This window comes from Mucilaginibacter sp. McL0603, assembly GCF_049992945.1.
Taxonomy (GTDB): domain Bacteria; phylum Bacteroidota; class Bacteroidia; order Sphingobacteriales; family Sphingobacteriaceae; genus Mucilaginibacter.
This window is the reverse complement of the sequence record NZ_CP188251.1, coordinates 3,827,083-3,851,495: the sequence shown is the minus strand read 5'-3', so window position 1 is coordinate 3,851,495 and position 24,413 is coordinate 3,827,083. Positions and strand designations below refer to the sequence as shown.

General features: G+C 39.2%; 25 protein-coding genes. 13 read left to right on the top strand and 12 right to left on the bottom strand.

The genetic code is table 11. The features are described from left to right. The first annotated feature begins 6 nt into the window (after positions 1 to 6). Entirely contained in the window at positions 7 to 840 is an 834-nt protein-coding gene (locus tag ACPPVU_RS17655) for a glycosyltransferase (RefSeq protein WP_426667859.1), read from the top strand. After that, the gene (locus ACPPVU_RS17650) at positions 827 to 1,642 is read left to right on the top strand and encodes an SDR family oxidoreductase (RefSeq protein WP_426667858.1); all 816 of its coding nucleotides are present in this window, start codon (positions 827 to 829) and stop codon (positions 1,640 to 1,642) included. The genes ACPPVU_RS17655 and ACPPVU_RS17650 overlap by 14 nt, the downstream gene beginning before the upstream one ends. Positions 1,643 to 1,736: 94 nt before the next feature. On the opposite strand, the gene ACPPVU_RS17645 is transcribed toward ACPPVU_RS17650, so the two are convergent. Beyond that, positions 1,737 to 2,276: a DUF2911 domain-containing protein gene (locus ACPPVU_RS17645; protein WP_426667856.1), complete on the bottom strand. Its 540-nt coding sequence runs from the start codon at positions 2,274 to 2,276 to the stop codon at positions 1,737 to 1,739. A gap of 146 nt (positions 2,277 to 2,422) precedes the next feature. Here ACPPVU_RS17645 and ACPPVU_RS17640 point away from each other — a divergent pair, with 146 nt between their 5' ends. Then, positions 2,423 to 3,031, top strand: coding sequence for an alpha-ketoglutarate-dependent dioxygenase AlkB family protein (locus ACPPVU_RS17640; RefSeq protein ID WP_426667855.1), 609 nt, complete (start codon positions 2,423 to 2,425; stop codon positions 3,029 to 3,031). 5 nt (positions 3,032 to 3,036) lie between these two features. Here ACPPVU_RS17640 and ACPPVU_RS17635 read toward each other — a convergent pair whose 3' ends face one another. After that, on the bottom strand, positions 3,037 to 3,651 hold the full coding sequence (locus tag ACPPVU_RS17635) for a hypothetical protein (protein ID WP_426667853.1): 615 nt from the start codon (positions 3,649 to 3,651) through the stop codon (positions 3,037 to 3,039). A 213-nt stretch (positions 3,652 to 3,864) separates the two neighbouring features. After that, the gene (locus ACPPVU_RS17630) at positions 3,865 to 4,236 is read right to left on the bottom strand and encodes a winged helix-turn-helix domain-containing protein (protein WP_426667852.1); all 372 of its coding nucleotides are present in this window, start codon (positions 4,234 to 4,236) and stop codon (positions 3,865 to 3,867) included. A gap of 260 nt (positions 4,237 to 4,496) precedes the next feature. Here ACPPVU_RS17630 and ACPPVU_RS17625 point away from each other — a divergent pair, with 260 nt between their 5' ends. Beyond that, complete coding sequence (locus ACPPVU_RS17625) at positions 4,497 to 4,676, top strand: hypothetical protein (protein ID WP_426667851.1); 180 nt, start codon at positions 4,497 to 4,499, stop codon at positions 4,674 to 4,676. Positions 4,677 to 4,689: 13 nt separating this feature from the next. Here the strand turns inward: ACPPVU_RS17625 and ACPPVU_RS17620 are convergent, their stop codons facing one another. Both ACPPVU_RS17620 and ACPPVU_RS17615 read right to left on the bottom strand, forming a co-directional pair. After that, entirely contained in the window at positions 4,690 to 5,460 is a 771-nt protein-coding gene (locus ACPPVU_RS17620) for a phosphatase PAP2 family protein (protein WP_426667850.1), read from the bottom strand. A 208-nt stretch (positions 5,461 to 5,668) separates the two neighbouring features. After that, positions 5,669 to 7,081, bottom strand: coding sequence for a phosphoglucomutase/phosphomannomutase family protein (locus tag ACPPVU_RS17615; RefSeq protein WP_426667849.1), 1,413 nt, complete (start codon positions 7,079 to 7,081; stop codon positions 5,669 to 5,671). Between the two features lie 89 nt (positions 7,082 to 7,170). Here ACPPVU_RS17615 and ACPPVU_RS17610 point away from each other — a divergent pair, with 89 nt between their 5' ends. Both ACPPVU_RS17610 and lysA read left to right on the top strand, forming a co-directional pair. Next, complete coding sequence (locus ACPPVU_RS17610; protein WP_426667848.1) at positions 7,171 to 8,481, top strand: aspartate kinase; 1,311 nt, start codon at positions 7,171 to 7,173, stop codon at positions 8,479 to 8,481. Positions 8,482 to 8,579: 98 nt separating this feature from the next. Continuing rightward, positions 8,580 to 9,761 carry a diaminopimelate decarboxylase gene (gene lysA / locus ACPPVU_RS17605; RefSeq protein ID WP_426667846.1) on the top strand — a complete coding sequence of 394 codons (1,182 nt, stop codon included), beginning with the start codon at positions 8,580 to 8,582 and terminating at the stop codon, positions 9,759 to 9,761. Between the two features lies 1 nt (position 9,762). Here lysA and ACPPVU_RS17600 read toward each other — a convergent pair whose 3' ends face one another. Further along, complete coding sequence (locus ACPPVU_RS17600) at positions 9,763 to 10,530, bottom strand: hypothetical protein (RefSeq protein WP_426667844.1); 768 nt, start codon at positions 10,528 to 10,530, stop codon at positions 9,763 to 9,765. 160 nt (positions 10,531 to 10,690) lie between these two features. On the opposite strand from ACPPVU_RS17600, the gene ACPPVU_RS17595 reads away from it, so the two are divergent. The 4 genes from ACPPVU_RS17595 (at position 10,691) to ACPPVU_RS17580 (ending at position 15,425) form a co-directional block, all read left to right on the top strand. Then, a complete protein-coding gene (locus ACPPVU_RS17595; RefSeq protein WP_426667843.1) occupies positions 10,691 to 12,337 on the top strand; it encodes a ribulokinase in 1,647 nt (548 codons plus the stop codon). Positions 12,338 to 12,339: 2 nt separating this feature from the next. Then, entirely contained in the window at positions 12,340 to 13,035 is a 696-nt protein-coding gene (locus ACPPVU_RS17590; protein ID WP_426667841.1) for an L-ribulose-5-phosphate 4-epimerase, read from the top strand. Positions 13,036 to 13,160: 125 nt separating this feature from the next. Then, the gene (gene araA / locus ACPPVU_RS17585) at positions 13,161 to 14,651 is read left to right on the top strand and encodes an L-arabinose isomerase (protein WP_426667839.1); all 1,491 of its coding nucleotides are present in this window, start codon (positions 13,161 to 13,163) and stop codon (positions 14,649 to 14,651) included. A gap of 123 nt (positions 14,652 to 14,774) precedes the next feature. Further along, on the top strand, positions 14,775 to 15,425 hold the full coding sequence (locus tag ACPPVU_RS17580; RefSeq protein ID WP_426667838.1) for an HAD family hydrolase: 651 nt from the start codon (positions 14,775 to 14,777) through the stop codon (positions 15,423 to 15,425). Positions 15,426 to 15,436: 11 nt separating this feature from the next. Here ACPPVU_RS17580 and ACPPVU_RS17575 read toward each other — a convergent pair whose 3' ends face one another. Then, on the bottom strand, positions 15,437 to 15,802 hold the full coding sequence (locus ACPPVU_RS17575; RefSeq protein WP_426667836.1) for a hypothetical protein: 366 nt from the start codon (positions 15,800 to 15,802) through the stop codon (positions 15,437 to 15,439). A gap of 176 nt (positions 15,803 to 15,978) precedes the next feature. Here ACPPVU_RS17575 and ACPPVU_RS17570 point away from each other — a divergent pair, with 176 nt between their 5' ends. Next, complete coding sequence (locus ACPPVU_RS17570; protein ID WP_426667835.1) at positions 15,979 to 16,173, top strand: cold-shock protein; 195 nt, start codon at positions 15,979 to 15,981, stop codon at positions 16,171 to 16,173. 127 nt (positions 16,174 to 16,300) lie between these two features. Then, positions 16,301 to 16,687: a YtxH domain-containing protein gene (locus ACPPVU_RS17565; protein ID WP_426667834.1), complete on the top strand. Its 387-nt coding sequence runs from the start codon at positions 16,301 to 16,303 to the stop codon at positions 16,685 to 16,687. 71 nt (positions 16,688 to 16,758) lie between these two features. Here the strand turns inward: ACPPVU_RS17565 and ACPPVU_RS17560 are convergent, their stop codons facing one another. Continuing rightward, entirely contained in the window at positions 16,759 to 18,636 is a 1,878-nt protein-coding gene (locus ACPPVU_RS17560; protein WP_426667833.1) for a M1 family metallopeptidase, read from the bottom strand. A gap of 221 nt (positions 18,637 to 18,857) precedes the next feature. Next, positions 18,858 to 19,388, bottom strand: a complete 531-nt coding sequence (locus ACPPVU_RS17555) for a DUF892 family protein (RefSeq protein WP_426667832.1) — start codon at positions 19,386 to 19,388, stop codon at positions 18,858 to 18,860. A gap of 142 nt (positions 19,389 to 19,530) precedes the next feature. Between ACPPVU_RS17555 and ACPPVU_RS17550 the strand changes: the two genes are divergently transcribed. Further along, a complete protein-coding gene (locus ACPPVU_RS17550; protein ID WP_426667830.1) occupies positions 19,531 to 20,478 on the top strand; it encodes a DUF2027 domain-containing protein in 948 nt (315 codons plus the stop codon). Positions 20,479 to 20,702: 224 nt separating this feature from the next. On the opposite strand, the gene ACPPVU_RS17545 is transcribed toward ACPPVU_RS17550, so the two are convergent. From ACPPVU_RS17545 to ACPPVU_RS17535, 3 genes are all read right to left on the bottom strand, one after another. Further along, on the bottom strand, positions 20,703 to 21,839 hold the full coding sequence (locus tag ACPPVU_RS17545; protein ID WP_426667829.1) for a phosphotransferase enzyme family protein: 1,137 nt from the start codon (positions 21,837 to 21,839) through the stop codon (positions 20,703 to 20,705). Between the two features lie 226 nt (positions 21,840 to 22,065). Beyond that, positions 22,066 to 23,373: an ammonium transporter gene (locus ACPPVU_RS17540; protein WP_426667828.1), complete on the bottom strand. Its 1,308-nt coding sequence runs from the start codon at positions 23,371 to 23,373 to the stop codon at positions 22,066 to 22,068. Positions 23,374 to 24,190: 817 nt separating this feature from the next. Continuing rightward, complete coding sequence (locus tag ACPPVU_RS17535; RefSeq protein WP_426667827.1) at positions 24,191 to 24,379, bottom strand: hypothetical protein; 189 nt, start codon at positions 24,377 to 24,379, stop codon at positions 24,191 to 24,193. Between the last annotated feature and the right edge of the window lie 34 nt (positions 24,380 to 24,413).

Below are 24,413 nucleotides of genomic sequence, written 5' to 3'. Positions count from 1 at the left end.
GTGCGAATGAAATTATCCATTGTCCTGATTAATCATAATTCCCGTAACGGTCTCCGGCTGGCTTTAACGTCATTGCGGAAGGCTATTCATGATATTTCTCATGAAATTTTTGTAGTTGATAACGCATCAACTGATAATACACTGGAAATGCTGAATACAGAATTTTCAGATGTACAGCTAATCCTGAATAATCAGGAAGAAGGTTTATCTACTGCCAATAACCAGGCTTTACAATTAGTGAGAGGTGAATATATTTTACTGCTTGACCCAAATACCATTATCGGGGCAGACTTTTTTGAAAAAGTGAACCGCTTTATGGACGAGCATCCTTTGGCAGGTGGTGTAAGTGTAAGAATGGTCGACTTTAAAGGCGATTATTTACAACGCTCAAAACATACTTTGAACAGTGTCTGGGCTGCTTTCTTAAAGTTTATCGGTATGTCATCTTATTTCCCAAAAACATTCTCTCATACGCAGAAAAAGGCTGAATGGGTGGACGAATTTGAAACTAAGGAAATTGATGTGCTTAATGAAACCTGTATGCTATTACGCAGATCAGTTTTAAGGGATACCGGCTTGTTTGATGAGCGCTTTACCCGTTATGGACATAACGTCGACCTGTCATACCGTATCCGTTTAGAGGGCTTTAAAAATTATTATTATTCAAAAACATATATCATTCAATTACCAGGCAAGGTAATTAACAAATTTAGCTGGGATTACGTTAAACACTTTTATGGGGCGATGTTTATATTCGCAGCCAAATATTTGTTTAAACTGCCTGTGCTTAACGTTAAAAACATAGGCGAATTGTATCCTTCGTCTTATGAAATTGAATGATAAAGTCGTAATTATCACCGGGGCATCATCAGGGATCGGCAAAGCATTGGCAATTGAGTTTGCCAGTCGCGGTGCCAATCTTGTTTTAGCCTCCCGCCAATATGTCGCTTTGTGCGAACTAACCGAGAATTTGATCAATAAATATGACATAAAAGCCGTTGCAGTGCAATGCGATGTAACCATTGAAGATGATTGCAGTCATCTGATAAAACAAGCTATCCTCACTTTTAATCAAATCGATATCCTGGTAAATAATGCAGGCATCAGTATGCGTGCGTTATTTAAAGATGTTGACCTGAATGTTTTGAAAACGGTAATGGATGTTAATTTTTGGGGAACAGTGTATTGCACTAAATACGCTTTACCACATATAGAGAAAACACAGGGAAGTATTGTAGGTGTGTCCTCCATAGCTGGCTATAAGGGTTTACCCGGACGAACAGGTTATTCAGCATCAAAATTTGCTATGAATGGTTTTCTGGATGCTTTACGAATAGAGAATTTGAAAACCGGAGTACACGTAATGACCGCCTGCCCGGGCTTTACCGCATCTAATATTCGTAATACAGCCTTAGCCAAAGACGGCTCTCAGCAAGGTGAAAGTACATTGGACGAAGGCAAAATGATGACTGCAGAAGAAGTCGCAAAGATAATTGCTAATGGAGTAGAAAAACGCAGCCGTACCTTAACAATGACTGGCCAGGGTAAATTGACTGTTACTTTAAGCAAATTCTTCCCGGCATGGCTGGATAAGTTGGTTTATAATAACTTCGCTAAGGAGAAGGATGCGTTGTTGAAATAAGAGGTAATCGACTTTCTTTTCTAACAGGAATATTCATAAAAAGGGCTTGCAGAATTTAAATTCCGCAAGCCCTTTTAGCTTTAACTGATTACAATTATTTCGCACTGACAAACACATCAGTGTATTCCCATTTTAAGCCAAAGCCGTTGCTTCCTACATAGTACTCCAGCTTCTCATTTAAAGCAGTTAATTTTTTAGATTTAACCACAACGCTCAATACAGTCTTAGCGGGATCCATATTGGCATCACCGCCTTGCTTAACACCTGATTGTCCGGTTTCAGAATTGAAGAAGATAGTCCATTCATTTTCGCCAGGGGTTGCAAAGAAGCTATATTTACCGGCTGGAAGTTTTTTACCATCAACCGTTAAATCTTTATCGGTTGTAAATGTAGTTGCCTCATTGGCTCCGGCTCTCCATGTTTTACCATAAGGTAAAAGTCCTCCAAAAATTTTTCTGCCTTTTACAGAAGGGCTGCTGTAGTCAATAGTAATAACAGCGTCGCCGATTTTTCCGGTGGCGGTGGCAGCTGGGCTTGGCCTTTTAGACTTGTCTGTTTGGGCTTTCAATAAGTTGGGCAGCATCAATGTCATCAAAATGACTGCCATCATTTTTACAGCATAATTCTTTTTCATAGTAACGATTTCTTAAGTTTTTTTAGGCCTGTTAAAGGTTTTACAAATTAACATGCGGAAGCAAAGCTGCCAAAAAAATCTCATAAAAAAGAGTGTTCTCTTTGTTTTATGTAAAGATCCGGTACAGATTTTGACATTGGTGATGCGTGGAGCAATTAAGTTTTTTTGAACAAACATGGCAAAGTGCAGATTTACCTCCAGAGTTACTTGAATATCATCCCGGATTTTTTAATCCTGCTGAAAGCGCGGCATTGTTAAATACTTTCATAGATACCATTCCCTGGGTTCAGGAAGATATCCAGATGTACGGCAAAATAATAAAGACGCCGCGACTTACTGCATGGTATGGCGATCCTAATAAAGAATATATCTTCTCAGGAGCTAAACATCATCCAATTCTGTGGACCGATGAACTGTTGATGATAAAAGAAAAGATTGAACCTGTTTCCGGTACTCGATTTAATAGTGTCTTGCTTAACTATTACCGTGATGCCAATGACTCCGTTGCCTGGCATAGCGATGATGAATATGAATTAGGGGTAAATCCTGTAATTGCCTCTGTAAGCTTTGGGCAGGTCCGCCGGTTTGATATCAGGCACAAGCAGGAGCATAATCGCAAGTATGCTATTTATCTCGAAAACGGGTCTCTGTTGATCATGAAGGGTGATCTACAGCATAATTGGGTACACCAAATCCCCAAATCAACCAAACCCCTGAAAGAAAGAGTTAATCTTACCTTCAGGGTGATCAATTAAGTTAATTAGTTAAAAGTGAAGCCAAATTGTACGTTAAATCCTATTGAGGCTGGTGCACCATTGCCAAATCTCGCCGGTAATGAACCCGCTATAAAATAGTTGACATATTTGGTGCGTGCATACACCTGGTTAAACACCGGTGTAAAGCCATAACGGCCAGCGGTTTCAAACGCCAGACGTGTGATTATAGTAAATCCATGCTCGAAACGGAACATGGTACCCGGATCAAACAGCAGGTTACTCACTTTACTATTTGTACTTGTAGCCGTTATAGTTGGGGTGAACTCATAACTAAAGCCAAAATGATCGCTGTACAATACATTCACACCTACCGGGAATCCAATCTTGGTGGTCCCGTTGAAGTTATAAGTAGTGGCATTTTTATCAATAGTAACCACGGGCACAATAAAGCTTAAGTAACCCACTGCCCTCGGATAAGTTTTTGGTGATACAACAGTAGGACTAATTGCGCCTTGTACCTTCGCAGAGTCTTGTTTAGCGACTTGGGCATGTAAACTTTCGGAAGCCAGCAAGCAAATGAACGTAGTTGCCATTATGATTGTTTTAAACACGCGAGTAGTTGCACTTGATCTTTTGTTCAAGGGTAGATTTTTTTTCATGATGGTTGGTTTTGTTGATGTTTTTTAATAAGTTGATTTTTAGTCGTGAACTATTGTAGTGCCTTACAAAGGTTCAACTAAATTTCAATCGTCTCTATATCAGAAAATTGTATTGGCTGTTAAAACTTCATAACGGCAGCTAAATATACAATAATTGCTTATCGTTATATATTTAAAAATATAACGATTGAGAAAGTAAACATTAAACAAGCATTAAGGTTTTAATCGTTTAGTTTCTTTTTCTAAAAAGGATGCGAATCTTTTGCGCAAACGGCGGTGGTATTTTATCAGCTCATGCGCTTCTGGAGTCAAGGTTGAGCCGCCACCCTTTTCGCCGCCGGTATGTGGTGTTATAACAGGATTGGCTGTATGTGTGTTTAAATGATTGATCAATTGCCAGGCTTTTTTGTATGACATATTCATTTCGCGGGCAGCGCTGCTTATGGAACCTGTTTCGGCAATATGTTCCAGTAATTCAACAGGGCCGGGACCAAAAAAGCGTTCACCTCCCGATTCCAGCCATAAACTGCCGTTAACCTTTATCTGCAATTCTTTTTTTAAGATATCATTTATTGATTTTGTCATAACGTATTCAAAATTAAATAAATAGAAAGAAATATTTCTTATTTAAACGTGATATTAAAACGAAATTACTATCACACTCAAGTAATCTACCTAACAACCTACGGGTTTTACTTAAAAAAGATCAGGGAGATTACTATATACATCACGTAGATACCCTGGCTTCTTCCCCAATCTGTATGCTCAATTTTGGAACATTGATGTAATAGTAGAAATGCTATTTTTTATATTAATGTTATTGAAAAGCTTTTAAACTTAACAGGATGAGAAAGACAAACTATTTATTGCTACTATCAATAATTTTTATGCTATTGATGGCATCCCTTGAAAAGAATGATGCAGTGAGGCCTAAGGGAGCAACGGGAACTCATAGTGCATCCGGTACAAGAAATACAAATGGCGCTACTGGTGCTGCAAGCCCTGCATCTACCAAATTAAATTGAGTATCGGAATATTTTAGAATGACTTCGCAAATGACAACCCTGGTACGCCATCCTGATAAGTAGGCATAATGAACGTGCTTTTGCCTGCTTTGTCAGTATGTGTCAGCTCTTTACGGATGTATGGATAAACCCAATAGGCAGCTTTGGTTGACAGGATACCAAAGCCTGCACCGGCCACCACATCGCTAAACCAGTGCGCCCTGTTATACATCCTAAAAACCCCGGTTGCAGTAGCGAATGAATATCCAACAACGCTGTACCAGGGCGATTTATCAGAATATTCCTGCGCCATATATTCAGCGAGGGCAAAGGCGGCCGCAGTGTGTCCCGAAGGGAAGGAAAGATAATCAGACCCATCCGGGCGTAAACGATGCGTAATGTGTTTAAGCGGGAAAGTACTAATCCCCATAAAAGCTGCAGATAGACCCAATAAAGCAGTACGGTCTACAAACCTGTTTTTGCCCTCAACGCCAGCCAGGTTTAAACCATAAACTAATACAACCGGGGTAAACAAGAAAAAGCTTTCGGCATTGGTATGAAAATTGGGGGCGTTTTTAGCTATCTGGTCGCGGAAGTAATAGTCGACATGTCGTATAGGCGTTATTCCAAATGACAGTGCACCATAAGTAATAAGAGCAGCCGGGACAATTATAGATAAGGGCTTACTGTGTAGGTGGGCCACTGTATCAGGAGCCTTAAATGGAGATGCTTTTGCACTGTCCGTAATTTGCGCATTGGCCTCAAATGAAACAATAGTAAATAAAATGATCAGGAACTTTTTCAATGCAATTAAAGTTATTTTTAACAAAAACTTAACGCGATATAAATAAACATTCTGTAGAGAATCTGAATTTTTATTGCGGTTAAATTATTATTACAAGTAAAATAAACATTAACTGTACGACAACCTTTTTTATTATATATTAAATAACTATTTAATAAAAAAGCCATACGAAAAACGTATGGCTTTATAACTAATAAGTCGTAATAGCTTATGATAATAGCACTGCTTTTACCGTATCTAATATTTTGAACGAGTCTTCGGAGCTTGGAGCTTCAGCATAAACGCGCAGCACCGGCTCTGTTCCGGATGGACGGATCATAACCCAGCTTTCATCCTCAAAGAAAAATTTGTAGCCATCCATATCTTCGGTTCTGCTTACCTTGAGGTTACCAAAGCTTGTGTATTTACCGGTTTTACTGTTGCTGATGATTTGTTGCTTCAATTCTTCAGTTACACGAAGGTCATAACGTTCAACAGCGAATTTACCAACGATATCATAAATCTCCTGAACCAGGTCACTTAATGAGCGGCCTGATTTGGCAATAAATTCCCAAACGATCAAACCTATCCAGATACCATCACGTTCAGGGATATGCCCTGCAACAGCGATACCGCCTGATTCTTCTCCACCCACCAAAAATGGATTGCCTGAGTTAACGATCAGGTCGCAGATATATTTAAAGCCGATCTTGGTCACTATGTTTTTCAATCCATAAACATCACACAGTTTCTGTATTTTGCTGGTACAGCTAAAGGTTGAATATACATCGCCTGTTTGTCCTTTTACTTTATACATGTAATGGATGAGTAGCAACAGGATGTGGTGCGAATCCACAAAATTGCCATCCTGATCGTATAAGCCTATACGGTCGGCATCACCATCAGTAACCAAACCTGCAGCAATTTCACCTTCTGACATTTTGATTATATCCTCAAACTCTTTCAGGTTGCGCTGAATAGGTTCCGGGGCCTGTCCGTCAAATCCCGGATTAGGATCACTGTGGATACGGGTAATATCAGGGAACAAGCGTTCCATTACATTCATACCGGCACCATACATGGCATCGTAGCCCCAACCTAGTCCGCTGGTACGAATAGCTTCAAGGTCAAAATTATTTTCTACGTGTGCTACGTACATATCCTCCAGGTTCACAAACTCAACCAGGCCATCTTTTTGGTAATCTGCTACTGATTTCAGATCGAGTTTAATAGTATCCGGAATTTGTGATTCTACCTTTTCAATATCATCAGGTGTTGCCGGGCCACCATAGCTTGCTTTGATCTTGTAGCCATTATAAGATGGCGGGTTGTGGCTTGCTGTGATAATGATTCCCGCAGAAGCATTTTTCCTAACTGTTCCAAGCGAGATCATTGGTGTGGAAACAAATGTATTTTCGGCGCGAAAAACTTTTACACCTTGCGAGGCCAGTACACACGTGGTTACATCTGCAAACATAGGGCCCGCAAAACGCGGGTCGCAGCCAACTACTGCTGATGGGTTTTTAAATTCTTGTTTCAGCCACAATGCGGTTGCATAGGCTACTCGTTTTACATTTTCAACTGTAAAATCATCTGCAATAATGGCTCTCCAGCCATCAGTACCAAACTTTATTTTGCTCATTGTAGCTATATAATTGTTTAAAATCCTATTTTTAGCGCCTCAAAAACTATACAAGAATATCAATCATTTGTGGTAAACAGAAACAAATAATGAAAGTTTTAAAATTTGGTGGTACATCGGTGGGAAGCCCGGAAAGGATGAAAAAACTGCTGGATATAATTGACCCTGCTGAAAGGCAAATTGTAGTGCTGTCGGCGGTATCGGGTACAACCAATAATTTGGTCGAAATAGGGCAGGCCTATCTATCAGGTGATAAAGAAAAAGCTGCCGCTTTAATTGGTGCACTGAAGCTGAAATACGAATATTTTATAAACGAATTATTTGCTAAACCTGAATATCTTGAGCAGGGCAAAGAAGTAATTGATTATCATTTTGAGCTGTTAAGCAACCTGTCAAATGACCTTTTTACTAATATTGAAGAAAAGATCATTCTTGCGCAGGGCGAATTATTGTCGACCACGTTATACCATGTTTATTTGAAAGAGATCGGTGTGCCTTCGGTATTATTGCCTGCACTTGATTTTATGAAGATTGATGAGGATAACGAGCCAATAGTTGATTACATCACTGAACATATTACTATTTTACTAGATAAGCACCCCAATAATAACCTGTTTATAACACAAGGATATATTTGCCGCAACAGCTTTGGCGAGATCGATAACCTGCGTCGTGGGGGCAGTGACTATACAGCATCGTTGGTAGGAGCAGCCATCCGCAGCGAAGAAGTACAGATATGGACCGATATTGACGGAATGCACAACAATGATCCGCGTATTGTTAAAGGCACTAAGCCAATTGCTCAACTTTCGTTTGATGAAGCAGCTGAATTAGCATATTTCGGCGCAAAAATATTGCACCCGCAAAGTGTATTTCCAGCTCAGAAATATAAAATACCTGTTCGCTTATTGAACACAATGGACCCTAAGGCTGCGGGAACACTGATTACTAATGATAGTGAGAAAGACAGGATAAAATCAATTGCTGCAAAGGATAATATTACAGCCATCAAGATACAATCAAGCAGGATGCTACTGGCGCATGGTTTTTTACGCCGTGTTTTTGAAGTATTTGAGAGATATAAAACGTCCATCGACATGATCACAACTTCAGAAGTTGCAGTTTCATTAACTATAGATGATACCACTTACCTAAACGAAATAGAAAGTGAATTGGCAACATATGGAACAGTTGATATCGACGAGGATCAAACTATCATATGCGTTGTAGGAGATTTCGGCGCTGAAAAACATGGCTATGCTGCACGTGTACTGGAAGCATTAAAACATATCCCGCTTAGAATGATATCATATGGTGGCAGCGATCATAACTTATCATTATTACTAAAAACCACAGATAAAACAGAGGCTTTAAGGAGTCTTCATAACAGGCTGTTTTGATTTCGGATTTCGTCCGCCAATAGGCGGATTGGATTTAATCAAGGTTTAGAATTTCGGATTTAGGGTTTAGAATTTAGAGTTTAGAATTTCACACAATAATGTTCAATACCAATACAATATCTCGTTTTAAAGATTTAGAAACTCCCTTTTATTATTACGATCTGGGCTTGCTTCGTCACACTTTAGATGCTTGTAAAATGGCTTCTGATCAATATGGTTTCCACGTGCATTATGCCATGAAAGCTAATTTTAATCCCAAGGTGCTGGAAACTATTCAATCCTATGGTTTTGGGGCCGATTGTGTGAGTGGTAACGAGGTGAAGGCGGCTATTGCTAATGATTTTGATAAAAGTAAAGTAGTTTTTGCCGGAGTCGGTAAATCTGACAAGGAGATCAACGCAGCACTTGATGCCGATATATTTTGTTTTAATGTAGAGTCAATTCAGGAATTGTCCATCATTAATGATCTTGCCAAAGCCAAAAATAAAAAAGCAAAAGTTGCAATCCGCATCAATCCAAATGTAGATGCGCAGACCCACCATTTTATTACTACTGGTTTAGACGAAAACAAGTTTGGCATCAACATCTGGCAGTTAAATGATGTTGCTGAAACACTAAGAAAATGTGCTAGCTTACAGTTTATAGGTATCCATTTTCACATAGGTTCGCAAATTACCGATCTGGAAGTTTATAAAAATCTGTGCACACGTATTAACGACATGCAAGATTGGTTTGAAGACCATGGTTTCCAGGTAAAAGTATTAAATACCGGCGGCGGCTTAGGGGTTGATTATCATCACCCTGATACTAACCCTATACCTAATTTTGAAGGTTACTTTAAAGTATTTAAGGATTTTCTGAAAGTAAAACCCGGTCAGGAAGTTCATTTTGAACTGGGCCGCGCTATGGTAGCACAGTCTTCGGCATTGATAGCAAGAGTTTTATATGTAAAGATTGGTCAGAAAAAGAATTTCCTGGTACTAGATGCCGGTATGACCGAACTGATCCGGCCGATGCTTTACCAGGCATACCAAAAAATTGAGAATCTAAGCAGGGAGTCTGGAAGTGAGTCTCAAATCTCAAATCTCAAATCTCAAATCTTCAAGTACGATGTTGTTGGTCCGATCTGCGAAAGCACTGATTGTTTCCAGAAAGATGTTGAATTGCCCGAATCATTCCGCGGCGACCTGTTTGCAATCCGTACGGCAGGTGCCTATGGTGAAGTAATGGCTTCGGGGTATAATTTACGGGATAGGGTGCAGAGTGTTTATTCGGAGTAAGTTAGAATTTATAGCCTGCTCTTATAAAAATAGCACTCCCGATCTCAGCTACACCAAAAAAGTTTTTTACGTTGATAAAATAACTGACTTTCGGGAAAATAGTCCTGAAAAATTGTGGAGTCAGATCTGATGAAATATAATCAGTATTGGCCAATGGGTTTGGGCCAAATGTTCCGCCCAAAAAACCACGTATTCCATGTTCAATATTCACGTTATTCTGATTATGGAATATTACTTCTGTCGTTAATCCTAATGTAACGAGGTCTGTCCTTGTATCGACGTTAAAACCGGGCTGCGAATTAACATAATTGCGAAAATCTGAATATGCGCCAAATTCATGACTATAGGCCATCTCAAATCCTATATAGCGAAAATCCATTCGCTCATACGTAGTAAACAAATTGGCAGATATTCGCGCACCGGCTGCTCCGAAAAATTTGTCGTTGAAATTATCCGGCGCTGATCCTCCGCTGCCGCGTTCATAATCACCTGCAACCCCAAATACACCATAAGCGAGATTTGCGTTTTTAAACACATGTCCACGACTATAATTAAGTTGGCCGCTAACCATAAGATCTGACCATGTTTGGTCGGTATAGTAATTGAGGCCGCCCGAAAGATAGTTTGCCGTTTTGGCGGTATCAAATGATGCTGGTTTTGGCTGATAAGCAATATCCTGATGATAAAGCGCGGGTGCAAAAGTATGATTAGAGCAAGCGCTCATCATCAACAAAAGGCAACTGAGGAGTAATAAAAGTTTTAGGTTCATATTGGTATTACGCAATCAATCTGCAATATATAACAATTCAGTTAATGAACTTTTATTTTAGTATCTAAATTGTTATGTTTGCCGGAGTACTTGAATAAGTGTTAAAAAAACACTTATTTTACAGGTGCAGAATTTTAAACTTATAAACCAATTATTATAGATGAGTAAGGACCTCTTTGTTATCGGTGTCGATTACGGGACCGATTCAGTACGTTCTGTAATTGTCGATGCAAAAAATGGAAAAGAACTGGCTTCTTCCGTTTTTTATTATCCGCGATGGAAACAAGGATTATACTGCGATGCGGCTGAAAATCAATTTCGCCAGCACCCGTTAGATTATGTGGAAGGGCTGGAGCAAACGATCAAAAATTGTATAAAAATTGCTGGTGGCGAATCAGTTGCTTCAGCTATAAAAGCTATATCAGTTGATACTACGGGTTCAAGCCCTGTTGCGGTTAATGAATCAGGAATTCCCTTGGCTTTGATACCTGGTTTTGAAAATAATCCAAATGCCATGTTTGTGTTGTGGAAAGACCATACAGGAGTAAAAGAAGCAGGAGAGATCAATGACCATGCTGCAAAATTTGATATCAATTATCTGCAGTATGTTGGTGGTATTTATTCGTCCGAATGGTTTTGGGCAAAATTGCTGCATGTTTTAAGAGCTGATGAACAGGTTAGAAAGGCCTGCAATTCATGGGTAGAGCATTGCGACTGGATACCCTTTATGCTGACAGGAAGAACTCATATCAGCAAGATGAAACGTGGGCGTTGTTCAGCAGGACATAAGGCTTTGTGGTCGGCTGATTTTGGGGGTTATCCACCAGATGATTTCTTTTCTTCACTTGATCCATTATTAAAAGGATATACTTCTACACTGTTAAAAGATACTTATACTTCAGATCAGGCTGCCGGTACGCTTAGCGCAGAGTGGGCACAACGATTAGGCTTGTCAACCGATGTAATGATCGGTGTAGGCGCTTTCGATGCACATATGGGTGCAGTAGGTGGACAGATAGAACCATATCACCTAAGTAAGGTAATGGGAACATCAACCTGCGATATGCTGGTTGCACCGAAAACTGATATTGAAGGTAAACTAATCAAAGGCATTTGCGGACAAGTGGATGGCTCGGTTATCCCCGGAATGATTGGTTTGGAGGCAGGACAGTCAGCTTTTGGTGATACCTATGCCTGGTTTAAAAAGCTATTGGAATGGCCATTGCAATTTCTGGATGATAAAAGTTTACAGGAAAGCATTTCAAATAAAATAATAGCCGAATTAAGTAACCAGGCTGCCGCATCGCCTTTGGATGAGCATGCAGAACTGGCTATGGATTGGCTAAACGGTCGCCGTACACCGGATGCTAACCAATTATTAAAAGGTGCCATCAGTGGGTTAGGTTTGGGAAGTGATGCACCACGGGTTTTCAGAGCATTGGCAGAAGCTACTTGTTTTGGCGCCAAAAGTATAGTCGACCGCTTTAATAGCGAAGGCGTACCTGTAAAGGGACTTATCGGGATAGGCGGTGTGGCTAAAAAATCGCCTTATATAATGCAAATGATGGCTGATGTAATGCAGATGCCTATCCGTATCCACCAGTTTGAGCACACCTGTGCCCTGGGTGCCGCAATGTTTGCTGCTACTGTGGCAGGTATATATCCCAATGTTGAAGAGGCAATGGCAGCAATGGGAGGCGGTTTTGATAAGGAATACTTTCCGGACAAGCAAAAGGCATCTTTATACCAAAATCGCTATAAGCAGTATATTGATTTTGGAAAATACATCGAACAAAAAACAAACTGAAGATGAGTAAGTATCAGCATATACGCGAAGCAGCCTACCTGGCCAATATGAAATTGCCCAAACTGAATCTGGTGATCTTTACTTTTGGTAACGTAAGTGAAGCCGATCGAAATTTGGGGGTATTCGCAATTAAACCCAGCGGTGTACCTTATGAGGTGCTTTCGCCTGCTAATATGGTGATTGTTGATTTTGATGGTAATGTAGTTGAAGGAGATTTAAGGCCATCATCAGATACCAAAACGCATGCGGTTTTATATAAGCATTGGGATATCGGAGGTATATGTCATACACATTCTACCTATGCAACTTCATGGGCTCAGGCACAGCGGGATATTCCAATATACGGGACAACTCATGCTGATCATAAAACAGTTGACGTTCCTTGCGCATTGCCAATGGATGATGAAATGATAAAAGGTGATTATGAATATCAGACCGGTTTCCAGATAATAAATTGCCTTAAGGAAAGAGGGCTAAGCTACAAAGAGGTAGAGATGATCCTTGTCGGTAATCATGCGCCATTTACCTGGGGCAAAACAGCAGATAAAGCAGTTTATAACAGCGCTGTATTAGAATCCATCGCGCATATGGCTTTATTAACAGAACAAATAAACCCTGAATGTGGCCGTTTAAAAGAGTCCCTGATAAAAAAGCACTATGAACGCAAGCATGGACCGGATTCTTATTATGGGCAGTAAGTGTTAGAGGATTAGTGACCAGTGATTAGAGATTAGTTGAAATCCTTAACTTCTCCCTTTCGAGCATTCAATTTTCTTAATTAAATCAATAATTCGCTAACTCAGTAATTCAATAATTAAAATAAATGATCGATTTAAAAGCATTTGAAGTCTGGTTTGTTACAGGCAGCCAGCATTTATACGGCGAGGAAACACTGAAACAAGTTGCCGAACATTCACAGCAGATAGCCAAAGGTTTTGATGCGGTAAAGCAAATTCCGGTGAAAGTGATTTTTAAGCCTACTGTAAAATCACCCGAAGAGATATACAGTATTTGCCAGGAAGCTAATACAGCAAAAAACTGTATTGGTATTATTGCCTGGATGCACACCTTTTCGCCGGCCAAAATGTGGATAGGTGGGTTGAAGATATTGCAAAAACCTGTACTGCATTTACATACCCAGTTCAACCGGGACATCCCATGGGATAGTATCGATATGGATTTTATGAACCTGAACCAAAGTGCACACGGCGATCGTGAGTTTGGATTCATCATGTCCAGAATGCGTTTGGAAAGAAAAGTAGTAGTAGGGCATTGGCAGGATAACGAAGTTCTGGAGCAGGTTAATACCTGGAGCCGTGCAGCAGCCGGATGGCACGATTGGCAGGGTGCACGTTTTGTTCGTTTTGGCGATAATATGCGTTATGTTGCGGTTACCGACGGAGACAAAGTTGAGGCGGAAATAAAATTTGGCTACTCGGTGAATACTTATGGAGTAGGGGATTTGGTAAAAGTGATCAATGCTATAAGCGATAGAGAGATAGATACTTTGACTGCCGAATACGAGGAGCGCTATGCAGTGGTTACGGCTTTGCGTAAAGGTGGAGATCAGTATAATTCTTTGCGTGAAGCTGCAAAAATAGAATTAGGCTTAAGCGCTTTTTTGAAAGAGGGTAATTTTAAAGGATTTACAGATACTTTCGAAGATCTGCATGGCATGGTACAATTGCCAGGCATAGCAGCACAGCGTTTAATGGGGCAAGGCTATGGTTTTGCGGGCGAGGGCGACTGGAAAACTGCTGCATTGGTACGTGCAATGAAGGTAATGGGCGCCGGGTTAAAAGGCGGCAATGCCTTTATGGAAGATTATACTTACCATTTTGATCCAGCTAACCCAATGGTATTGGGCTCACATATGCTCGAAATTTGCGAGTCTATTGCTGATGGCAAAGCCAAATGCGAAATACATCCGTTAGGAATAGGCGGCAAAGCAGACCCGGTGCGCCTGGTATTTAATGTCGCGGCTGGTTCGGCGCTTAATGCATCTGTAATTGATATGGGTAACCGTTTCCGCCTGCTTGTAAACCAAGTAGAAGCAGTAGCGCCAACGCACGATTTGCCTAAATTGCCTGTTGCAAGAGTGCTTTGGAAACCTTATCCTGATATGAAAACTGGTTGTGCAGCCTGGATATTGGCAGGAGGGGCGCATCACACCTGTTACAGTCAGAATTTAACAAGCGAACATTTAGAAGATTTTGCAGATATGGCTGGTATAGAATATGTGCTGATAGGCAAAGAAACCAATCTTCGCCAGTTGAAGAACGAACTAAAATGGAGCGAGGTATATTATAAATAGTCTGAATCACAGATTAAAAAATGATTAAATGATTTCATTGATTCTATAGTAAATAAGACAATTAACTTTATCCGATCGGCAATTCAGACAACTAATCACTGATCAACTAATCTCTAATCACTAATGCACGCTTTTATTTTCGACCTTAACGGAACCATGATCAATGATATGGATTATCATACCCGTGGTTGGTTATATCTTCTTAATAATGTTTTGGGTGGAAGCTTTACCTGGGATGAGGTAAAGCCACAGATGTATGGTAAGAACCAGGAAGTATTGGTCAGGATGTTTGGTGCGGGAAAGTTTACTGACGAAGAAATGGAACGCTTGTCATTAGAAAAGGAGAGACGTTACCAAGAAGAGTTTCTCCCAAATCTGAAATTACTACCAGGTTTATCTGAATTTCTGGAGAAAGCCTACCAACAGGGTATACCAATGGCAATCGGTTCTGCGGCTATTCCATTCAATATTGATTTTGTGCTGGATAATTTAAATATCAGGCATTATTTTAAGGCGATAGTTAGCGCAGATGATGTGACGTTCAGCAAGCCAAACGCCGAGACATTTTTAAAAGCAGCAGCTTTACTAAATGTTGAACCAACAGATTGCCTTGTATTTGAAGATGTTCCGAAAGGAGTGGAGGCTGCACAAAATGCCGGTATGAATGCTGTTGTATTAACGACAACACATCAGCCGGATGAATTTAAGGACCTGCAAAATGTATTGCATTTTGCAGGTGACTTTACCGATGTTTTTTTTGCCTCTTTAATTTAAATTGAGACAAATTATTTATCCTCTTTTATTTGTTCAGGATCGGTGATCATTATCTCAGGCTTGCCTTTATAATCAATGATTTGCCCGGTAATGCATACTTTTTTGCCTTTGAAAGTATCTTCGGGAGGAGAGGTGAATTTTTTACGATCGTCAGCCTTGATTACTAACGTAAGTAATTCATTTGGATGACTACCACCCACATCGATCAGTGTAAGACCGGCACCGCTTAAATATTTGCCGCCAAATATTTGGTCACACACCATTACATTTTCATTCAGATGTTTTGATGCGTCTTTTGCTGTGATCTTTGTTTGGCCAAAAGTGGTTAAACAGGCTAACAGAGCCGCCACGCTAAAAATCAATTTAATTTTTATCATTTTATACAGAATTTAAACTTTTCTAAATTAAATATTAATGAGGCTTATACCAGATATTTTTCAAAATAAGACTATAATTAATAGGAGATTTACATTGATTTGATCTTAATTAAATACTAAATTTTGTTTTATGCGGAAAAATATAGCTACCTTGCGCACTTTTAATAAATAAAATAATGCAAAAAGAAGGAACAGTAAAATTTTTCAATGAAACAAAAGGTTTTGGTTTTATTACACCAGCAGGTGGTGGCCAGGACGTATTTGTTCATTCATCAGGCCTTATCGACGAAATTCGTGAAAACGATAAAGTTGAGTTCGAAGTAGAAAACGGACGTAAAGGCTTAAATGCGGTAAATGTTAAGGTTATTTAATTATAAATAATAAATCACAATCGTATTAGTCCCGGCCCAAAAGCCGGGACTTTTTTTGTTTAAAAAAAACAGTATCACATTAATTTTGTTGGATTTTTAAAGGATTCACCTAAAAAATCAAAAGAATATGAAGGATCAAGCAAAAATAATAGTGGCACTTTTAGCAGGAGCCGCAGTTGGTGCAGCGGTTAGTTTATTACTAGCGCCAAGCAGCGGTTCGCAGTTAAGAGAAGATATTGCCGATTATGTGGATGATATTATCAGCTCGGCAAAAAATAAGGCAGAAGCAACTGCCAATAATCTACGCGATTTTGGCAGCAGTACTATTGAAAGATCTAAATCAAGGTTCAGAAGTGCTGTGAACGATTTGTCGGATTACAAAGACGGTGTAGTAGATGAAGCTAAATCAAGAGCAAACAATATAGCTGACAAGGGTAAAGATGCCATCAACAGCGTTAAATCAAAAGTAAAAAGTGGTGCAGATGATTTAAATGATTCCGTTCAGGACGCTTAATAATCATCGATAGCCCATTTAAGCAAAATGCCCGCAATCGCGGGCATTTTGCTTTTGTATAAAGGAAGGATTTATTTTGCCGTCCATGTATTATTGCTTTCGTTAGCATCCATAAATATGCCGTTATCCAATACAGCAGATTTTACTTGCCTGGCAGTTTTTACAGTTATTATTGTTCGTTTTTGATTCTTTTCCCAAACTATTGGTGTTTGATGGAAGCTTTGTGTTGTACCATCAGCATAAGTTAGTTTGATATCAAATGGAATAGCAAATCCTCCAATATTTTGAATATCAACTTTATAGCCACCAGTCGTTTTGGTTACACTTTTCAAAGCCAGGTCATCATAGTAATTTGTAAAGAACCAATTGTTAAAGAACCAATTCAGGTTTTTACCAGATCCGCTACTCATCGAATTAAAATAGTCCCACGGAATAGGATGTTTGCCGTGCCAGTTATCCATGTAAGTATGTAAAGCCTTTTTAAATAATGCATCGCCAAGCATATCCTTAAGTGCCAGGTAGCTTAAAGAGGGTTTTCCATAAGAATTATTGCCATAACCGGCTCTTAATTCGCTTGACATAGTAATCGTAGGTTGATCTTCTGCACTTGAACGATCATTTATCCAGCCATTAACCCTGAATTGTTTGTAGAAACCCTCTGCCTTTTCATTGCCAACTTCAGTGCGGCCTATCAGTAATTCATAAGTGGTAGCCCATCCCTCATCCATAAAGGCATAACGACTTTCATTAATGCCCATATAAAAAGGGAAATAGGTATGTGCTATTTCATGGTCTTGCACTAATTCAGCAAATTTCAGATCGCCTGTATGGCTGTCATTTACCATCATTGGATATTCCATATCGGCAAATCCCTGGAATGCGGTCATTTTAGGGAATGGGTAGGGGACACCCGGCCAGTTATGTGAAAACCAGCCCAAAGCATAGCGACCAAATTGTACTGAATGATGAAAGTCCTCCGACTTATCTAAGAAAGCAGCCTGCATACTTGAGCGGCGGTTGGTGGCATCATCAACCAATACACTTGCTGCATCCCAGTCGTAATGATCACTTATGCCTACTGCCATATCGCTGATATCAGTCGCTTTCCATGTCCAGGTATTCATAGTATTTTGAGTAGTAATACTTTTGTCGGCAATATCTTTTGCTGTCGCGATGTGGATAGTTGAATCACTGGTCATTGATTGTTCAAGACGTGCAGCATATTCTGGTTGTAAAACCTGTTTAGGATTTTGCAATGTGCCTGTAGCCCAAACTATAAAGTTTTTAGGCACAGACACATTTAAAGTATAATCATTAAAATCGTTATAAAATTCCTGTGCATCCAGGAAATCAAGCCTGTCCCAGCCATTATAGTCATCATAAACCGATACACGCGGGTAAAAATAAGCAAGATAAAAAGATGTGGAATCAATAACGCCTTCTCTACCTCCACCAGTAGCGAGTTGATAATGCCAGGTAATATCTAATTTAACGGAATCGTGAGGCATTAAAGGTTTTGGCAAGCCAACTCCCTGATTGGTTGCAGCTGCGGTTTTGTTATTCCAGGCTTTGTTTTTTCCATCAATTTTGATTGAATCAACTTGTATACCATCAGTAAGGTAATTAGCGCCTATAGTTCTGGCTCTTGCTGCTCCCGGCCTGTGGATATTCATTATTAACTTCATATTCAGGTTTCTCAGCGTATCAGGACTATTATTGACATAAGTAATTTGCTCAGTACCCTTTACATCGCGGCTGGGTGGAGCAACGGTGATGTTAATGGCATATCGCCCAAAATTCTGCCAGTAATTTTTTCCCGGACGCCCATCCGCCGACCTGGTTCCTTTTTGGTAGGCCAGTTTAATGTCCCTGGGCGTGTATAATTCCTGTGCGTGTACCTGCAATAAAATAGAAGCAAGCAAAAATGATAAAAGTATGGTTTTTAGCATAATAAAAATATTTCAGGCAAATTAAAGATTAATTATCTAATGCCAATATGCCGAAATCAACAAAAAAAAATGTAAATAAATGGTTACAAAATTTGCATAAAACACAATAATTCACTTAATTTGAACTAGTTATTTTAATAGGGGTATTAAATAACTTTTCTGAAGCCAAGCCGAAAGGTTTGGCTTCTCTTTTTTAGTGTAATTACGTCGTATTGACCGATTTATTTAGAATCGTCGGTCTTTTTGGCAAGATACTCTTCCGATATCAGTGTGAAGAGTTTATCGTTATCTACATTCTCATCAAAACATTCGGTTACCATCTGGGTAACCTCTTCATTCCCCATAAACTGAGCAATCATTTTTAACATTCTGAAGGATGATAGTTCGATATTTTCAATCAACTGCATATATAATATGATGTCCATATCATTTATAATCGTTGATTTACCGGAGTTGTTATTCAGGTTGAATGCCTCTTCGATTACTGATTTTATCACATCACAGCCTTCATCTGATGGTTTTGAGCCGAGAAGCCCATACATTTCATCAATACGTATCTGTTGCTTTTTTACATCGTCCAGATCTTCCTGTATGGCCAACTTCATGGTTTTAAATGACGCTATTTCAATAAGCAACGGCAGGTTTCTGACAAGATAACCTTTGGTACAGTTTACCCTGTTCAATTGATGAATAAATAATTGCTTAAGATCCAAAGATTTAGAAGTTTGCTTAGGGGACGGAGTGGCTATCATGGCTTTAATTTTACTCCTACAACACAGGAATTCGATTAAAGTTCTTTTAATCAGTTTGTTAATTGGTTTTTGATACCTGAATGTGTTTAATGAATATCTATGGTATTTTTATAAGGTATCTTTGGCAATAAATACTTGGAAAATGAAATATAAATTAGGTGATTTTGTGCGGTTTGTTGATGAAAAAATGGAAGGTTATGTAACTAGGATCATAGACGAGCAGATGATCGGTGTTACCGGCGATGACGATTTCGAAATACCCGTACTGGCAAGCAAAGTGACAACAGTACATGGTTTTGAAGCAGGCCAATCAGAAACTAAGCAACCATCAGCTAATCAAAAGTCCGCTGATATACCGACTCAGGACAAAGGGGTTTATTTGGGTGTTGTTAATGATGCTAAAGCTGGTTCTGTAGTGCATTTTTATTTAGTTAATGATACATCTTACCAATTGCTGACCACTTTGACTACCGAGAAGCAGCAACAAATTCGGGGAGAATATGCAGGTATTATCGCACCAAAAAAGGCTGTAAAAATATACTCAGGGCAATTAGCTGATCTGCAGCTTTGGCCGAAGTTTAAATTCCAGGTATTGTTTTATAATGCAGGTAGCATGTCTGTCAATTCTCCTTTGGTAGTCGAAGAAAAGTTTAATGCTAAAGACTTTTCGGGCGCTAAAAAGCAAATCCTTTTATTGGATCAGCAAGGTTGGCTGATACAACTGGATGAACCCGAATTGATCATCGACGCCCAAAAACTGAAGGAAAGTTTTTTCAAACCGGCAGAAGAAAAATTAGCAGTCGCAAAGCCTCAACGGGAAGTAGATCTGCATATTGAAAAATTACGCGATGATCACCAATTTCTAAGCAGTACCGAGATGTTGAATATCCAGATGGATCATTTTCGTACTGCATTAGACGCAGCTATCGTACATCAGTATCCGGACATTGTATTTATTCACGGGGTAGGGAACGGTGTATTAAAACACGAAATACATAAGGCCCTAAGCAGGAATAATCGGATACAGACATTTATGGATGCGCATAAAGATAAATTCGGTTATGGCGCCACAAAAGTGATTTTGAAGTAAGGGTAAAAGTGCATTTGACTTTAATTAATACATTTATATTTTAGTAAATTATTAACTGTGTGCGCGCACACAGTTGAATTAAACCTATGAAGAGGATTACGCCGGAGGGTTGCTGAAATTTATTTTATCTTAAAAACTGCGGCTTTTTTAATCGGTATACGCCACGCAATGTGTTTTTTGAACGATCATTATCCGGACAAAAACCCAATGTGGATATAAGTAAATTACCCTGACTGCTTTTTCAATTTTAGCCATGTGTTTAAGATGATCTGCTGAAGAGTTTCCTGGTTTTCTTCCAATTTTTTTACCAAAGCTAATTGTGCCTTGGTGCGTTGCAAGTTGTGATCTGGAGAATGGATCTTAAAATAATGGTCGCCTTCCAGGTAATCAGTCAAAAAACGCACAGCCTGTATGTATGGTAACAATAAAACACCTTTAAATAATGAGTTGATCTCAGCCTCGGTTAAAAAGTCAATCGCCTCTTGTAAATAGCCCTTTGTATAGGCCTCAAATAATGTAATTTTTAAACCAATCAACTTAAGGTCGGCTTCATCCTCGGCAGTAGTATTGATGATGGTGCGTATTGAATCTCCAAAATCATAAGCCACATAGCCAGCCATAACTGTATCCAAATCGATCACGCACTGTGCCTTATCTTCATTATCCAGCAAAACATTGTTGAACTTCGTATCGTTATGAACGATCCGCTGTGGTAAAATACCCGCTCTGCCTGAGGATAATATTTCATTCATTTTATTTGCCCTGGCTTTGATAAATTCGATCTCGGGCAATACCTCGTTTAATCTGCCAGCTGCATTTTTGTCAATTGCAGTCAGAAGCTTACTTAAGCGCGATTCAATATTATGAAAATCGGGTATGGTATCCTTTACGAGGCTTGTATCCAGACCTGAAAGTAAAGTCTGGAAACGTCCGAATGCTTTACCACCTTCAAATGCTTGCTTTTCGGTTTCAACCTGGTCGTAGGAGCGGGTATTTTTCAGAAAATGGAATATGCGCCAGTAATTGCCATCTTCATCTTTAAAATAGGGTTGATTATTTTTTGTTTCAACAATGGTAAGTACTTCCTTTTCAATATCTGCACCTTGTATCGTTAATAGCATTTGCTTTAAATGATTGGTAACGTTCACGAGGTTCTGCATTAATGCAGGCACATCTCTAAATACATGATGGTTGACTCGCTGCAACAGGTAATCGACACCATTTGGATTGTTATTGGTAATACGGTAAGTATCATTAATGTGGCCAGAACCAAATGGTTTAACAGATGCTATCTGAGCATCGATCTTAAACTCTGAGATCAGGCTGGAGAGGTGGTTATCAGTTAAAGCAGTAGTATCCATCTTTAGTCAAATATCGGAAAATGACACAAGCTTTTCAGTGCTGATGATATAATAAAGGCTGCCTTTTTACAGGCAGCCTTCCTATTATGATGGCCTTTACCAGACATATTGATAATATGTCATATCATTTAAATTGCAATAATGAAAGTCATATCAATCAAACCTTTCGTTTTTGCTTTATAAATTGATTTGATAAAGATTGAACAATAGGCTGATTAAAAAAAGTCTACATAGTTTCGCCATGCTGGCTCACATCGAGACCCGCAATTTCATCTTCTTCAGATACCCTTAACGGACTAATTAAATCAGTTACCTTTAAAAGTATGTATGATCCAAAAAATGCGAAAACAGAAACTGCTGCAAGCGCTATCAGATGTACAAAAAACAAATGTGTTTCACCGTAAAATAAACCGTTCCCGGTTGTATTGCCGGCATTAACGTTTTGGTGGGCAAAAACGCCCGTTAAAAGCATACCTACCATACCACCAACACCGTGGCATGGGAAAACATCCAGTGTATCATCTATTGATGTACGGCTACGCCATGCAACCACCAAATTACTTACTACGGCGGCTACAATACCAATGATCAATGAGCTTGGTATGGTAACGTATCCTGCTGCAGGGGTTATCGCCACAAGCCCTACCACAGCACCTATACATGCACCCATTACTGAAGGTTTTTTGCCCCTTGCCATTTCAAAGAACACCCATGACATAGCTGCGGCTGCTGAAGCAGTGGTCGTGGTGGCCAAAGCCGTAGCCGCCAGTGCGCCTGAACCCAGCGCTGAACCGGCATTAAAACCGAACCAGCCAAACCAAAGCAATCCGGTACCTAATAAAATGTAACTGATACGAGCTGGTGAATGGCTAATGGTTTTTCGTTGTTTCAAGTATAATGCTGACGCTAATGCGGCCCAGCCAGCAGACATGTGTACGACTGTACCACCGGCAAAATCCAGAACTCCTAATTTAAACATCAAACCATCAGGGTGCCAGGTTGAATGGGCCAGCGGGGCATAAATAAATATTAAAAACAGGCATAAAAAGATAATGTATGAATTAAATCGTATCCGCTCAGCGAAAGCCCCTGTAATGAGTGCGGGTGTGATAACTGCAAACTTCAACTGGAACATGGCAAATAATACCAATGGTACGGTTGGCCCAAGTTTCCATGTAGCGTTACCAAGCATGCCTTTCATCATGAAAAATGTAGAAGGGTTTCCGATTATGCCATATAGTGAATCGCCGAAAGCAAGACTAAATCCAAATATCACCCAGATAATGGTAATAATGCCCATACACACAAAGCTTTGCATCATGGTTGAAAGCACATTCTTTTTGCTCACCATGCCACCATAAAAAAAAGCCAGACCGGGTGTCATTAGTAAAACCAGGGCGGTTGCGGTTAATAACCAGGCGGTATCTCCGCTGTCAATCTTATTACCGGGTATATTTACAGTTTCTGTGGAAGGATAAACAAGGGCGAGTATCACTACAATAATAAGTATGGCGAATGGTATGATTTTTTTCATTTTGTTAATTGTTTAAATGCAATGAACCGGCTGCAAAACGCTATAGCTATTCAGTATCATCATTTGATCTCAAATGATAATGGCAGACGAACTCATTTTTAATTTGATTGAGTTGAACCTAACTAGAAAAATAGAAGAGATGCAATAATGGAACTATCACCAAAGGAAACTCAACTCACAGGTAAATAAGCAGTAAGATGATCTTTGAATAATAAATGATTGGCATCCCTCTTAAATTTTACCAAAAGGTATGAAAGGGAAACAGGAGATTTTTTTGGCAACTGGAAAATTGTTTGTGCCCGCTTCCGGAGAAAAAATTATAGCATTTAAGGCATACTACATAATCATTAAGTGTGCAAAATATCGCCTGAACGCAATGAACTGTTTTATGAACCTGTAGAGTAAGAACCGGTATTGACTCAATAGGATTTACAATGAGCGAATAACTGCTGTTATTGCTCTTTGATATACTACTTGGAGATCTTTTTAGGTGATTAAATGTTTTTGCAGGGGCAATACTTCTGCTATTGCCTACAAAAGCAGTGGATAAAAAGAAAAGTAAGGAAAATATTACGCTATATTTTATCCTCATTTCATAAAAGTAGCAATTATGTTACAAAATCACTAATTTCTTTCGAGAAAAAATAAAATTGTAAAAAATAAAATAGATAAATAGTTAATTTTTCCCAATTATCTTTGAGTCAGTTAATAAAATAGGCTATATTTTATAATATAAAACGAATAAATAGAAAAATGCCTCTTATTTTTAGATAAAAAGCATTTTTAAAAGGATAATTTCCTTTCTAAGGATGAAATGTTATAATTTTTCGAGTATAAAGGTAATATTTGTCCAATTAGGTGCAGAAGTAGCACTGTGTATGCATTCTTTAATGGTCCAGCCTTCGTCCAGGTATTTGTTTACGTCTTTTATTTCGTATGCAGAATGGCGGTTGTTTACGGTTTGCTCATAAACATTAATATTCACTGTAATTACTTTTTGTGCCATATCGTTTTATAGGGTTATATGGTCAAATGTACAT

Bases quoted from the DNA above. Each gene is read 5' to 3' on its own strand.
- ACPPVU_RS17560 (WP_426667833.1), bottom strand. From the start codon at position 18,636: ATGCTAAAAACCATACTTTTATCATTTTTGCTTGCTTCTATTTTATTG.
- ACPPVU_RS17575 (WP_426667836.1), bottom strand. From the start codon at position 15,802: ATGATAAAAATTAAATTGATTTTTAGCGTGGCGGCTCTGTTAGCCTGT.
- ACPPVU_RS17645 (WP_426667856.1), bottom strand. From the start codon at position 2,276: ATGAAAAAGAATTATGCTGTAAAAATGATGGCAGTCATTTTGATGACA.
- ACPPVU_RS17540 (WP_426667828.1), bottom strand. From the start codon at position 23,373: ATGAAAAAAATCATACCATTCGCCATACTTATTATTGTAGTGATACTC.
- ACPPVU_RS17590 (WP_426667841.1), top strand. From the start codon at position 12,340: ATGAGTAAGTATCAGCATATACGCGAAGCAGCCTACCTGGCCAATATG.
- ACPPVU_RS17625 (WP_426667851.1), top strand. From the start codon at position 4,497: ATGAGAAAGACAAACTATTTATTGCTACTATCAATAATTTTTATGCTA.
- ACPPVU_RS17655 (WP_426667859.1), top strand. From the start codon at position 7: ATGAAATTATCCATTGTCCTGATTAATCATAATTCCCGTAACGGTCTC.
- ACPPVU_RS17595 (WP_426667843.1), top strand. From the start codon at position 10,691: ATGAGTAAGGACCTCTTTGTTATCGGTGTCGATTACGGGACCGATTCA.
- ACPPVU_RS17545 (WP_426667829.1), bottom strand. From the start codon at position 21,839: ATGGATACTACTGCTTTAACTGATAACCACCTCTCCAGCCTGATCTCA.
- ACPPVU_RS17610 (WP_426667848.1), top strand. From the start codon at position 7,171: ATGAAAGTTTTAAAATTTGGTGGTACATCGGTGGGAAGCCCGGAAAGG.
- ACPPVU_RS17565 (WP_426667834.1), top strand. From the start codon at position 16,301: ATGAAGGATCAAGCAAAAATAATAGTGGCACTTTTAGCAGGAGCCGCA.
- ACPPVU_RS17650 (WP_426667858.1), top strand. From the start codon at position 827: ATGAAATTGAATGATAAAGTCGTAATTATCACCGGGGCATCATCAGGG.
- ACPPVU_RS17580 (WP_426667838.1), top strand. From the start codon at position 14,775: ATGCACGCTTTTATTTTCGACCTTAACGGAACCATGATCAATGATATG.
- ACPPVU_RS17550 (WP_426667830.1), top strand. From the start codon at position 19,531: ATGAAATATAAATTAGGTGATTTTGTGCGGTTTGTTGATGAAAAAATG.
- ACPPVU_RS17535 (WP_426667827.1), bottom strand. From the start codon at position 24,379: ATGGCACAAAAAGTAATTACAGTGAATATTAATGTTTATGAGCAAACC.
- ACPPVU_RS17615 (WP_426667849.1), bottom strand. From the start codon at position 7,081: ATGAGCAAAATAAAGTTTGGTACTGATGGCTGGAGAGCCATTATTGCA.
- ACPPVU_RS17600 (WP_426667844.1), bottom strand. From the start codon at position 10,530: ATGAACCTAAAACTTTTATTACTCCTCAGTTGCCTTTTGTTGATGATG.
- ACPPVU_RS17635 (WP_426667853.1), bottom strand. From the start codon at position 3,651: ATGAAAAAAAATCTACCCTTGAACAAAAGATCAAGTGCAACTACTCGC.
- lysA (WP_426667846.1), top strand. From the start codon at position 8,580: ATGTTCAATACCAATACAATATCTCGTTTTAAAGATTTAGAAACTCCC.
- ACPPVU_RS17630 (WP_426667852.1), bottom strand. From the start codon at position 4,236: ATGACAAAATCAATAAATGATATCTTAAAAAAAGAATTGCAGATAAAG.
- ACPPVU_RS17570 (WP_426667835.1), top strand. From the start codon at position 15,979: ATGCAAAAAGAAGGAACAGTAAAATTTTTCAATGAAACAAAAGGTTTT.
- ACPPVU_RS17555 (WP_426667832.1), bottom strand. From the start codon at position 19,388: ATGATAGCCACTCCGTCCCCTAAGCAAACTTCTAAATCTTTGGATCTT.
- araA (WP_426667839.1), top strand. From the start codon at position 13,161: ATGATCGATTTAAAAGCATTTGAAGTCTGGTTTGTTACAGGCAGCCAG.